Origin of the sequence: Paenibacillus sp. FSL H8-0282, from assembly GCF_037963825.1 — a bacterium.
Classification (GTDB): Bacteria; Bacillota; Bacilli; order Paenibacillales; family Paenibacillaceae; genus Paenibacillus_AQ; species Paenibacillus_AQ odorifer.
The window spans coordinates 3,303,034-3,315,853 of the sequence record NZ_CP150146.1 but is presented as its reverse complement, the minus strand read 5'-3'; the positions used below and the strand labels follow the sequence as shown (position 1 = coordinate 3,315,853).

The window sequence follows — 12,820 nt, the reverse complement described above, 5'->3', positions numbered from 1 at the left end:
ATTCCGCGTTACCACCCTGATTGGTGTATTTATGAATACACCCTCTCTGCTGCCATCGTCCAACAACGATGCTTCTTTGTAACGGCAGAATCCCGGGCCCGCCTACTATGATTTCGGGAGCCAGCTCTGAGGCGATTGTTCGATTCGGGTGTCCTCTGCCTCGCACCAACCGGCAGTTCTCTGATCGACATATCCGGATTTACTTGTCCTCTTCGTCGCATTTGATTGCAATGTAATTAGATACAATATAAAGTAATAGGGATTTTATGTCAATAAAAAATATGTAAGTTGGCGACGTTAAACAATTATTATTCACTGCGGAAAAATACTAAACACCAAATTGTCTTAAATGATGGTCTAGATGTTTATAAATCCCTTTACCCCATTGCTCCGGAGTGAATTTTCCGAAAAAAGGATGTGGATGGGATGAACAATTCTCCGGACCGTTACTTTGAAAAGTTATAATTTTTTGTTTCAGTATTTCTTTTTCTTTTCCAAAATCTCTATCATCTAAAATAAGTATGGTCGGAATTGTTGACATATTATGTGGTACTGGCTTGTCATTGTAAAAAATAGATTTCACAAACCCTCCTATTAATATTCCTAGCCAACTTCTAGGAGGAAAGGAGTTTCCATTTGCGATGTCTTGAAATGCTGAACAGTGAGCCAACATTTGAGAAACATTCATTTTTCCCCACTGTGGGTTTGAATTAGGACTTAAATTCTCGATACGGCTCAGTATTTCCGCTGTATGTAATTTGTTATATATATTTTCCATAAACACACTTCCATTACGTTTTTTGGGTTTTCGATTTTTTCATTATTAGTTCTGGTGATCCATATATCACGATAAGCTATTGTATTCATGATTGCATCATAATAATTTTACAGTATACTGCCGATCTAATATTCGCCATTTCCATTATTCTATCCTTTATTCACTATCATGTCCTTTAACGTAATAAAGCTATCCATCATGGAGGTAGCTCCTCGTCTTAAACTGTCTTTAAATATCGTTTCCCGTCAGTTCAACAACCTACGGATTTCTGCAATACAGAAATACTTTCCTTTAGGAACGCCCTATTCTTTTCAATCCCTCTATTTTTACACCAGACAACAGCACCAAAAGCATCGTAAAAATCATAAAAGGGTAGTATTGTTTCCAAATCCATTAGAGGACGAATTGTTGAATATCCCTCTTTATACGAAATTCTACTTTGAGGATTCACTTCCCAAACATATCGGTTAATTTTTGTGAAATCAATTTCAGAGGATCCACCCCGTGCACTCTCAAAATCAATAATTCCAACAACCATATTATTATTTGTTAGTATATTACCTTGTCGAAAATCCATATGAACAACACACGGGCCATCAGGAGGAGGTAAAACTGAGAAAGCACCCTCAAAGTAATTAATACATTTTTCGAAAAGTCCTCTCTCAAGGACTTCCTTGCAAGGTTCTATAAATTTTTCAAAGCTATTTCTTATATAAAGTCTCCAATTGTTCTGATTGAAAAATTGAAAACCGTCTAATCCTTCCACACCATATCCCGGCATTTTAACTTCATGCAGCTTTGCGTGAAGTACTCCAATTTGAAATGCTAATTCATCGTCAATAGCACCTGTACATGGTATACCTTTAATCTCAGATAAAAGTAATGCACCAGAAATTAAGTCATCCCCACTCCAGAAGTCTAACACCTTTGGAACCGGTAATACCTCCCTCAACAGTTCAAGCATACGATATTCGCGATATAGTTTATCCCTGTTATAAGGGATCTTCGCATACAGCGTTTCTCCATTAGTAAGATTCAGCTTGTATACTTGTGAACTAAAGGACTCAGGAACATTATCTATACTTAATACATTAAGGTTAAATCTTTTTATGATTGTTTCTACTAAATTCAATTCGCACCTCACATGTTTTGAATGAATAGTAATTAGTTCAGCTATCTTATTCTTAATTTTATTGAACTATCCTAACCATTAGTGTAATAAAATTACACTTAGCCCTTTTTCCTTCTTGCTCTCAGGTAAATGACCGAAATCACTACTAGTCCTATTGCAATTACAATATACAAATCAATATCCTGCTCAAACATTAACCACATCTTATATTCTAGGTGTACTTGCTGTTTGGGTCGAAGTCCTTCACCGAATAGTTCTGTTGCTTGGTTAAGGTTATTCATTTCAATTGTTGAACTGCATGGACTACTGCTTGATTCGCCATCCACTTCGCTAATGTATATTAAGTATTTATTACCTTCCTTAAAATCAAAACCCCAAGTGTAGTCTGTTCTCACAATAATTTGAGAGTCAACTTCAGTTTTCCAACTTCGTTCAACATCCACTAATATATATCTGATTTTCTCTTTTGGCCCCGTAAATCCTTCTTGTTTCAAATCGACCTTTATTTGTTTTACTTCACCGTAAATTGCTCCACCGTAGACCTCTAGGGCTTCTTGGGGACTTCCTAACTCGACACAGGATAAAGCTTTAGCATCTTGTCCATTTGCAATAAAGAATGCGAATGTGAATAAACATATTAACGTGATTAAACGAGGTTTCAATTTACCACCTGCTCTTATATTTTATTACATAACTTCTTTATTGACATAAGTTATAGGTGAAATGTTGCACTAATTTTCCAACTCCTTCAATGAAATAGGGAGTACACCTCGACGGTATGCTCCCTATTTGGGTTGACAATAGTATTTCGTTGGCCGTGGATGCAGCGCAAGCGCCGCACCTCAGAATATAGAAGTTAAAGTTCTTTCTGGGAGCTGAAAGCTTTGAAGAAATATTCCCCACGGATTTGACAACTTTATTCCCTAATACATTTACAATTAGATGTTGAACTGAGCTTTTATAAAAAAACGCACCTGTTAGCTCAATAGCAATAATCTGCAACTCCTTACTTCTCCCAAAGCTCGATCAGTCGACCTTCTGGGTCTTCAATCCAAATAAACTTTCCAAATTCATTAATCTCTATTTTCTTTGCAAGAGGTACACCAATCTGTTCAAAATGCTTAATCGTCTCGTTTAGATCATGCACTTGGAAATTCAACATCACTTGTTGTTCTATTGGAAAATAACTGTCATCCTCGGTAAAGAAAGAAAAGATAGTATCATTTCCCACTTGAGGTTTTATCACAGTCCCATTCCAATTCTCTATGTCAAGCTTCAACACCTCACTGTACCACTTTTTTGTAGCTTCAAGATTCTTAGTTCTCCAGAATATTCCTCCGAAACCTTTAATCATCGTATCTACACTCCTGTCTGCATTGAATTTTCTAATAATATACCCTTTAGGATTAAGGAGAATCCACCGTTAACCTCCAGTCATTACACCGAAGGTTAGTACTAACGGGGTATTCAAAATCACATTCACCAATAAACGAGGAGCCAAGCTTATGAAAAATGATATTGGAAGCAGGAGTGAAGTGTATCGGACCCTATAGTCGCTATTAACCATAATTCGGCTCATTTGAGAACCTATCGGACTCTATAGTCGCTATTGGCTCGAAAAGCCCTCATATCGCGCATGTTTGGAACAAATAACGCCTCTGGGGTCCGAAACACTTATTAAAAGTCAAAATTCAGCCGAATAGCTGCATCTGAGTCCGATCGCTCATGGTGAAGAGAGCGTGTAGGGAATACAAAACGCACAACAAGCAGCATAGTCGCACATCCGGTATCACAGACGCCAAACAAGCAGCATAGTCGCACATTCGGTAATACAAACGCCCAACAGCAAAGCACCAATCAAGTATTGAAGTATCCGTGTGTTCGTGTGTTCGTGTGTTCGAGTATTCGAGTACGCAAATGTTCAAGGAGATACATCATGCTTCTTCCATGTGGAGATCATTCCTCTTAGCCCCACGCGTTGTCCGTTGCTCATTACTTCTCCTTCTTATGTAAATAATCTTCATTTTAGATTCTAGATTAGAATTATTTGCTATAATGTTCTCATGAAAAATAAAACTATTCTAAACAAATTAGCTATCATTCTACTTTTTATAAGCATTCTCTTTGGCCTACGCTGCATTTGGTTGAGTCTATTTAAGGTTTCCGACACTGTACCTGTGATTAACAATGGGGTACTGGATTTACGCGGCCAGGATCTGGAGCAGGCTAACTTATTCAGGCTGGATGGTGAATGGAGCTTCTATCCTTCGCAATTCGTTTCATCGAAGACTTCTACTATACCAAAGCTATCCCACTCGCTTCAAGTTCCTGGAAATTGGAACCATGTTATGGGAAGCGATCAGAATTCTTCTTATGGTTTTGGTACTTACCGTTTGCGAATTTTGGTAGACCCGCTTCAGCAACCTGTCTCTTTCTGGATCAAACAAATTTATTCCGCTTCCAGTGTGGAGATTAACGGCACTCCTATTCTCAATAATGGGGTAATAGCTCTTGATGCCGATACATATGTACCCAAAACCACCTCATATACAGCAGCTTATTTTTCAAAAAACACTACAGTGATAGATGTATTTATTCACGTAGCTAACTTTGATCACCCCTATAAGGGCGGTATAAAAGGCCCTATTTTCTTTGGTTCTCAGGAACTCATTGACCGGACATACTTTTACACTGTCGGATTTCAAATGCTTACAGCAATTATCTTACTACTACATGGGCTTTATGCCTGTATTCTGTACTTATTTAATCCTAAAGAACGTGCTCTGTTTCTTGTAGGGTTAATGACCTTATCTGTAGCTGTAATCCTTTTAGCTCGAAATGACAACTTAGTGCTTTCATTACTGCCGATTAATTATACTTGGTCCTTAAAAATCCGTTTGATCGCCTTCTTATGGCAAAACCTTTTTATTCTGCTTGTTTTCAGGAAATTCACCTCAGGTGCCAAAGTCAACAAGTGGTTACGTGCTTACACATGGTGTCTTTTCCTTTATACCTTGTTTATATTTATTGTCCCTGCTTATTTAGTCAGCACATCCATTCATTTGGGAATCATTCAAGTGTTCCAGTATATTCCCTTCATTTGGTTGCTCTATAGCTTAGGGCGCTTATTGTTCAAAAAGCAAGATGATAAAGATGTTGTTTTTCTGCTGTTATCAGGTGCGGCGATCGTTTCTAATTTGTTATGGAATTTGTGGGATAGTAACGGACACTATTCAATTGTCTATTATCCTTTGGATATTATCGCAGCCATCGTGGGCTTCTCAGCTTATTGGTTTAAAAAGTATTTTCAAAATGCTAAAGAGAACATGGAACTAAATGAGCAGCTGAAAAAAGCAGACAAACTTAAGGACCAGTTTCTCGCTAATACCTCACATGAGCTGCGTACACCGCTTCACGGAATCATGAATATCGCGCAAAATATTGTCACAAAAGAAAAGGACAGACTTTACGAAAGTAGCCGTCAAGATATGGAACTGCTGATTACAATCAGCCGCCGTATGTCTCATATGCTTGGTGATCTACTGGATGTGGTCCGTCTTCAGGAGCATCGTGTTATTTTACAACAGGAACCTATTTCGGTTCAATCGGTAGTTCCCGGTGTGATTAGTATGCTTCAATATATGATTGAAGGTAAGCCAGTCCAGCTATCTATGGATATCCCGGAAGCTATGCCGCCAGTTCTTGCGGACGAGAAAAGACTGGTGCAGGTTTTATTAAATCTGGTGCACAACGCGCTCAAATACACCGAAGCAGGACTTGTAGCTGTTAAGGCTGAGGAACAGGACGGACAGGTTCTTATCTATGTGACAGATACCGGAGTAGGCATGACTGAAGAGACTATGGCACGGATATTTCTACCCTATGAGCAAGGCCCTCACGGAATAAATGACGGGCGTGGAATTGGGCTGGGATTAAGCATATGCCGACAGCTGGTAGAACTGCATGGGAGCAGCCTAAACATTCAATCTGAGCTTGGTAAAGGTTCAACTTTTAGTTTCACTCTCTCTCTTGCCGATTCTTACAGCGAACAGATAATAAAACAGACGGAACCTACAGTTTCGTATATGGCAGATGAGATTCATAGACAGATGGCTGAGTGGGGAATTTCCGAACACCAGCCAAGTAATCTCTCTGAAAAAATTCCGCCGCTTTTTACAGAGATGAAGGTAAATATTCTGGTGGTAGATGATGATCCTGTCAATCTGAATGTACTAAAGGGTATTCTTGAAACCGAACCTTATATCATAACTACCGTGAACTCAGCCCATGAAGCATTGGAATTGTTGGATAAAAGGAACTGGGACTTACTTATTGGCGATGTTATGATGCCACAGATGTCGGGATACGAATTAACACAGAAGGTTCGTACTCGCTACTCCTTATATGAGCTCCCGATTCTATTGCTTACTGCCCGTAGTCAGCCTGAGGATATTTATACTGGATTTTTGTCCGGTGCCAATGATTATGTCACAAAACCTGTGGATGCAGTGGAGCTTAAATACCGTATTCGGGCTTTAACTGCAATGAAGCTATCCTTCAATGAACGGGTGCGGATAGAAGCAGCCTATCTACAAGCACAGATACAACCGCATTTTTTATTCAATACGTTGAACTCTATTGCCGCACTCAGTGATTTGGATACTAAAAAAATGCAGGAGCTCATTGGCGCGTTTACTTCTTTCTTAAGAATCAGTTTTGACTTTTTAAATATCGGAGAGCTCGTGAACCTCTCCCATGAACTGGAATTGGTAGAATCTTATCTTTATATTGAACAGACTCGATTTGCAGAAAGGATATCTGTTGTCTGGAAGGTAGATCCGAATATTGACATCCTAATTCCTCCTCTATCCATCCAACCGTTGGTAGAAAATGCTGTTAAGCACGGTATACTTAAGCGCCAACAGGGTGGGACTGTTGAAATACGTATTATCCGTCTGCACAACGCTGTAAAGATTGAGGTGGAGGATAATGGGCAAGGTATGGATTCCGGGACCCTCTCTTTACTGCTGAAGCCAATGATGGAAGGCAAAGGTGGCATCGGGCTGGCCAACACCCATCGGAGGTTAAGTCAATTATATGGTCAAGGTCTCTCGATCCAGAGTAAGCCTGGAGAAGGCACCTTGGTATCCTTTGTTATACCAGAGGACAGTGATAACTTTTCAAGCAAAAAAGCCGCTCCATAAGGAGTGGCTTTTTTGTATCGTTATCTATATCCTTTTAGAGTAAGCTTAAAAAATAGTCGGCACCATTCCCCCATCCATGCGAATTGGAGAACCTTTAAATGCAGAGGCATAAGGACTGCATACAAATGCTGCTAGTCTGCCTATTTCAAAAGGTTTAATAAATCGTTGTATTTCAGATTGTGGAAGATTTGTAGTCATGAATTTTCTTTCTTTTTCTGAAAAAGTCATATCTTCATTGGAGTATATCCCATCAATAATTTGATGCACATTTTCAGAAAGTGTTGGTCCTGGCATGATTGTATTGACTGTAACTTCAGTTCCTATCGTTAACTTAGATAAGCTTTTTGACAATGATAATAACATTGATTTGGTCATTGCATATTGAGGCATTTGGCCTGAAGGCATAATGGCTTCTTCACTAGCAATAAAGAGAATGCGGCCATAATCTTTTTGTAACATTTTAGGTAAATAGAATTTTGTTAATCCATTTGCAGCAAGGACATTAGTACGGAAATATTTTTCGAATATTTCGTCGTCAACGTCCTCATATTTCATAATTTCATAGATACCCATATTATTAACTAAAATATCTATATTAGGGTATTTTTCGAATAAGGCTTCTCTTTGTTCAATATTCACAATATCCGCTGTAGCATTTTGTGGAGAGGTAGCCGGGAAATTTGACTTTATTTCATTTACAGTTTGTTCTACCTGATCATAATTCCGTCCATTAATCAGTACATTAACTCCTTCTTTAGCAAGTTCAAAGGCGATTGCTTTGCCAATACCTTTTGTTGATCCTGTAATTAAAGCTGTTTTATTATTTAATCCCATATCCATATTACATTTCTCCTTTTATCACGGCGTGCTGAGTAGTTGTCATTTCAAGAACAGTCCTGTGTGCCGGCTAGGATTATATTATCGTACCGGGGTTGTTCAGTAACTAGCGGATTGCGCCAAAGTTCTTGTTTAACACGCCAATGATAAATCTCTGAAAATACTGTCTTTATGAAGAGGGTATCGAGTTTAAACCTAAATGTTCAGTACGCCAATTTGAAGGAGTATCACCTTCCCAAAGACGGAAGGCACGGTAGAACGAGTTCTGGTCTTCATATCCAATCAAGAAAGCCACTTCTTTAATATCAAGCGATGGATCTGCCAGATACTCTCGTGCTTGCTCATGTCTAGCTTGTGTCAGCAATTGCTTGAAGCTTGTGTTTTCTTCAGTAAGCCTGCGTTGCAACGTACGGTCACTCATACTTAATGCCTTCGCAACAGCATGAATGTCAGGGCGTCCTCCGCTGAAGCTGTGTTTCATGATCCATTTGACCCTCTCGGTTATAGAGCGAGTGCCCTTCTGTTCAGCAAGCGTCCGGTCCAAAAAGGGAGTCAGAATCTCCAGCAGCTCTTCGTTGTACGAGATAAAAGGCCGATCCAAATCATTTCGACGCAACGTCAAACGATTATATTGAGCACCTATCTGAATTCGGCAGCCGAAATAAGCTTCAAGAATCTTAACATTTCCTATAGGCTGTGAAAACTCGACAAGCTGTGCTGTCAAAGGTAGACCTGTGCCTCGCCGCCCAAGCTCTAGAAGAAATGCCAAAGTGAGGCCTAGTAGCAGCGGTGGACCAAAATGCCCGGGATGCTGCCATTCCAATTCGATTGTACATAGCTCGCCTTCTTCGGTAAAACGCAAGCTTTCAGGAGGGCACATTTGTTTGTATCGTACCATTCGCTTAAGAGCATCGCGATAGTCCTTAGCATGGTATGTTGCTAAGACCGTAGGCGGATATTGTGTAGTTTCAAAGACGGTTGCAAGCTTAATGATTCCTTCGGCTGTATCCCCAATGAGATCGGAATATGCCTGCCAGACTGCGAAATATTGGGCGGTGGTGACTTCTGACTCTGTGATCTGGCTAAGTGGAAGATTTGCTTTGCTGGCTACATCTTGTGCAGTTATTCCTAATTGACTTAATCCAGCCCAAAATCCTGGTGGGATTTTAATTTGATCAGAGGTATGAGACTTCATACATATGGACCTCCTTTATTAAGAACTCCAGCACGCTTGGGCAAGCAGTTCGAACGAATGTAACCGTTTCTCATAATCTGGAATCATGGTAACGATAATGAATTCATTAACTCCATACAAAAGAGATAACCGTTCCAACTTACCTTTAACACTTTCCGGAGTACCTACCAGCAGCTTGCGTTCCAAGGGCTCAGACTTCGCTTCGGCAGAACCTTCTTGTTGGAATAATGCCGTACCAGATGAGGCCAATCGCTCTGCCTCTTCCTCAGTCTCGGCGCAAATGACGCCAACAGCAACCATGGCCTGCGGTTCAGGAGAAAGTGAAGAAGGAGTAAAGGTTTCACGGTAAGCTTGCAAAACCTCCTCCCCTGCTACATCGCTCATGAACTGGCCAAACACATAACCTGCTCCAAACTCGGCAGCATATGCCGCGCTTTTCTTGTTTGTACCCAGCAGCCATAGCTCTGGAGATACGGGAGGGACCGGACGGGCGGTTATTGAACGTCCTTCATAGGAATAGTTACCCTGCAATAATTCAGTGACGCCTTTAAGCAGTTCTGGCATTTTCCAAACATTTTCGAGAAAATTTCCACTCAGTGCTAAACTTACTTCAGCAGTACCGCCGGGAGCTCTGCCTAATCCAAGGTCGATGCGTCCCGGGTACAAACTGGCCAGCAAATGAAATGCTTCCACCACCTTTAGCGGCTTATAATGTGGCAGCAATAAAGCGCCTGAGCCAAGGCGAATGTGTGCTGTTTTCGCTCCAATATGCGATAAAAGCACCTCCGTAGAGGTACATGCTAATCCCGGCATATCATGATGTTCAGCAACCCAATAACGAGTATATCCCAGTCTTTCTGCTGTCTGAGCCAGCTTCACTGCTTGTCCCAATGCGGTACTAGCATCCACCGTATTAAAAACAGGTACGAGATCTAATACACTAAGCTTAATGGATGTTGTTGTCATGGTTAAGTCCTACTCGAGGGTTTCGGTAAAATTCGATCATATCGATAAAAATAAGCTTGTAATCAACTGCAACCGCGGCCAGATCATACATTCGGCCATGGCCGTCTTCTTTGGAGGCAAAAACAACATCGTGCCGCAGCTTATCCATAATCATTTTGCCGATGAACTGATGCTCGTATTCTGCGTACTTCTTTTTGAAAGCTTCATTAAATTCCCACAGCTCTTGGTAAGACCGCTCTAGCATTGCGTTTACCAAAGTCAGCTCGTTGCCCTCTTTTTGTACAGCCACGTAATAATTTCCGCGCTCATCCTTGATCAAATCCTTATATAACTCAACGTTCAAAGTTAACGTCTCCTCTCTGATTACCTAGGACTCAATTTTATAGGCTTGCAGTCAGCACCGTTGGCTCTGTCGTGATTTCTACGTTTCCTGCAACGGCTCTGGAGATCATGCAGGAGCCTTCTGCTTTATGGGCAATTCGGATGGTTTTATCGATATCGTCCTGTGACGCATCTTTGGTAAGGGTGATTAAGGGTGAATGTTTGATGGCTTCATATGTAAAAATGTTATTCGTTACATCGACCGTCGCCTCTGAGGTTAACGTCAGCTCTGAAGTCGTAAGCCCTGCCCGCTCCAGCATTGCTGCAAGTGTAATGAGATAACAGGTTGCTGCTGCTCCCAAAAGCATCTCATCCGGATTCGTTCCTACTCCGGGTCCTCCCATTTCCTTCGGAATGGAAATTTGAGTCTTAAGCTGTCCAGCTTCAATAGTTCCGTCACTGTTACGGCCACCGTTCCATACGGCGTTCAATATAAATGGGTGCTTCATTTTTATATATCCTCCCTAGCTTGATATGCATGATATATTTTTCATCGAATACTTTACATGCTAACATAGAAGAATGTGGTGAACAAACAGGCTCAGGCCTACTATTCATGAAACTTATCTATAAATTAAAATTCAGGAGGTTCTACCATCATGATAAACGACACGGATATCAAACATCTTAAGCGTTGTATTGAACTTGCCCAAATTGCACTCGAAGCTGGGGACGAACCCTTTGGTTCCGTCCTTGTATCAGCAAGTGGCGAAGTGCTGGCGGAAGACCGCAACCATGTAGGTAGCGGTGACCATACTCAGCATCCCGAATTCGCTTTAGCCCGCTGGGCAGCTCAGAATATGACACTGGAAGAACGTAAGCAGGCAACAGTGTATACCTCCGGAGAACATTGCCCTATGTGTGCAGCGGCACACGGGTGGGTTCATTTAGGACGAATTGTATATGCAAGTTCCTCGAAGCAATTATCGGCGTGGTTAAATGATATGGGAATTGCAGCATCACCCGTCCGTAATTTAAGTATTCAGGAGGTTATTCACGATGCGTTCGTAGATGGCCCTGTACCCGATCTTGCAGAACAAGTACGGGAGCTTCATCTACAATTTCACGAGAAAAGACTTCATTAGTATGACGAAACAAAAATAATTGATTTTTCCGTAAAAAAAGAACCTTTGTATAAAGGTTCTTAGGCTGTCGAGAAAGTCTCGACAGCTTTATTTATGCCCAGAAAAGGGTGATTTCACATCCCTTTACCTTTTATTATTCTTAATTACTTCGCTAAAGCGGTCAGGGAAATTTGTATGTACACCATCTACACCCCAAATTACGGCTTTATCCATATTCACTTGATAATTCACAGTATATGGAAACACCTTTAGCCCTGAATTTTTTGCCTGCGCGACATATGCCGCATTTATTTTTTGAAAGTTAGGACTTATGCCTACAGCATAAGTTTTTAATCTATTCACATAGGATTCTGATATTTTATAAACAGGGAAATCATACCATACAATTTGATAAAGAGGGACTGCTGGATTTATGGAATGGAATCTACGTAAACTCGCTTCACTAAATGAATGAATAGCAACATGAGCCGACAGATCATAATTTAAAATTTCTTCGTTTAACAATGCCTCGATGTTCGAATTCGACGTGGGATCTTTAATCTCAATCATATAGTCCACTTCTTTTCCGAACCTTTCAAATACCTCTTTTAGTGTCGGAATACGTAAATCTACATATTTATCTCTAGCGAACATGGGATATTGTTCATTAAACCATGAACCCGCGTCTAATTTTGAGATCTGCTCTAAAGTAAAATCCTTTACATACCCTTTAGCATTCGTGGTACGGTTTACGGTCCCATCGTGAATAACAACAGGAACATGATCTTTTGTTAACTGAATGTCTAACTCGATATAATCGGTCTTCATATCAATGGCTAGCTCGAATGCAGGTATTGTATTCTCAGGAGCATATCCTGAAGCACCACGGTGAGCGATGGTATATACTTTATCCGCAGGCATGATAATTTCCTTTACTTTAATGCGAATCCAGGGGGAATAAGCATACAAAGAGGTGAACAATAAGATTAATAAAAGCACATGTATACCTATAAAGTAGATTCTGGAATTTTGAATTTTTTGCATTAAGCTGACCTCATCTTTTTAAAAATATAATGTAGAATACTTGGTGTCTTTCGCTCTAACATTCATTCTTGTGTAAAATTATGATTTATATTCCCTTATGTTAATCTCACCTCATTGTATTTGTAAGGACAAAGTTTGGAGATTTCTATTGTACCAGATTATCTAGAGAAAATATTGCGAGGCAGCATAAATGGGAAAGGGTCTGCAAGGTCAAGAAAG

The 12,820-nt window shown here is 40.4% G+C and carries 12 protein-coding genes and 1 other annotated feature (1 of these 13 cut by a window edge); of the genes, 2 read left to right on the top strand and 10 right to left on the bottom strand.

Annotated features, from left to right (window positions below; translation table 11 throughout):
• Nucleotides 1-225, bottom strand: a binding site (T-box leader); it reaches 16 nt to the left of the window's first position.
• Nucleotides 226-328: 103 nt separating this feature from the next.
• The 4 genes from NST94_RS14590 to NST94_RS14575 form a co-directional block, all read right to left on the bottom strand.
• Nucleotides 329-778, bottom strand: a complete 450-nt coding sequence (locus NST94_RS14590; protein ID WP_076125859.1) for a DUF1569 domain-containing protein — start codon at nucleotides 776-778, stop codon at nucleotides 329-331.
• Between the two features lie 250 nt (nucleotides 779-1,028).
• Entirely contained in the window at nucleotides 1,029-1,910 is an 882-nt protein-coding gene (locus tag NST94_RS14585; RefSeq protein WP_076280623.1) for a phosphotransferase, read from the bottom strand.
• Between the two features lie 98 nt (nucleotides 1,911-2,008).
• Nucleotides 2,009-2,572: a hypothetical protein gene (locus NST94_RS14580; protein ID WP_339282099.1), complete on the bottom strand. Its 564-nt coding sequence runs from the start codon at nucleotides 2,570-2,572 to the stop codon at nucleotides 2,009-2,011.
• Nucleotides 2,573-2,916: 344 nt separating this feature from the next.
• Nucleotides 2,917-3,264, bottom strand: a complete 348-nt coding sequence (locus NST94_RS14575; protein ID WP_339282098.1) for a VOC family protein — start codon at nucleotides 3,262-3,264, stop codon at nucleotides 2,917-2,919.
• Nucleotides 3,265-3,973: 709 nt separating this feature from the next.
• Here NST94_RS14575 and NST94_RS14570 point away from each other — a divergent pair.
• The gene (locus NST94_RS14570; RefSeq protein WP_339282097.1) at nucleotides 3,974-7,114 is read left to right on the top strand and encodes an ATP-binding protein; all 3,141 of its coding nucleotides are present in this window, start codon (nucleotides 3,974-3,976) and stop codon (nucleotides 7,112-7,114) included.
• Between the two features lie 45 nt (nucleotides 7,115-7,159).
• Here the strand turns inward: NST94_RS14570 and NST94_RS14565 are convergent, their stop codons facing one another.
• From NST94_RS14565 to NST94_RS14545, 5 genes are all read right to left on the bottom strand, one after another.
• Entirely contained in the window at nucleotides 7,160-7,954 is a 795-nt protein-coding gene (locus NST94_RS14565) for an SDR family NAD(P)-dependent oxidoreductase (protein WP_076125594.1), read from the bottom strand.
• 166 nt (nucleotides 7,955-8,120) lie between these two features.
• On the bottom strand, nucleotides 8,121-9,146 hold the full coding sequence (locus NST94_RS14560; RefSeq protein WP_076302077.1) for an AraC family transcriptional regulator: 1,026 nt from the start codon (nucleotides 9,144-9,146) through the stop codon (nucleotides 8,121-8,123).
• 18 nt (nucleotides 9,147-9,164) lie between these two features.
• Nucleotides 9,165-10,112: an LLM class flavin-dependent oxidoreductase gene (locus NST94_RS14555; RefSeq protein WP_076190360.1), complete on the bottom strand. Its 948-nt coding sequence runs from the start codon at nucleotides 10,110-10,112 to the stop codon at nucleotides 9,165-9,167.
• Nucleotides 10,093-10,455 carry a hypothetical protein gene (locus NST94_RS14550; RefSeq protein WP_076184608.1) on the bottom strand — a complete coding sequence of 121 codons (363 nt, stop codon included), beginning with the start codon at nucleotides 10,453-10,455 and terminating at the stop codon, nucleotides 10,093-10,095. The genes NST94_RS14555 and NST94_RS14550 overlap by 20 nt, the downstream gene beginning before the upstream one ends.
• Before the next feature lie 37 nt (nucleotides 10,456-10,492).
• A complete protein-coding gene (locus NST94_RS14545) occupies nucleotides 10,493-10,942 on the bottom strand; it encodes an OsmC family protein (RefSeq protein WP_038571065.1) in 450 nt (149 codons plus the stop codon).
• A 150-nt stretch (nucleotides 10,943-11,092) separates the two neighbouring features.
• Here NST94_RS14545 and NST94_RS14540 point away from each other — a divergent pair, with 150 nt between their 5' ends.
• On the top strand, nucleotides 11,093-11,578 hold the full coding sequence (locus tag NST94_RS14540; protein ID WP_076190361.1) for a nucleoside deaminase: 486 nt from the start codon (nucleotides 11,093-11,095) through the stop codon (nucleotides 11,576-11,578).
• A 123-nt stretch (nucleotides 11,579-11,701) separates the two neighbouring features.
• On the opposite strand, the gene NST94_RS14535 is transcribed toward NST94_RS14540, so the two are convergent.
• Nucleotides 11,702-12,601: a glycerophosphodiester phosphodiesterase gene (locus tag NST94_RS14535; RefSeq protein ID WP_052097044.1), complete on the bottom strand. Its 900-nt coding sequence runs from the start codon at nucleotides 12,599-12,601 to the stop codon at nucleotides 11,702-11,704.
• Nucleotides 12,602-12,820: the final 219 nt, after the last annotated feature.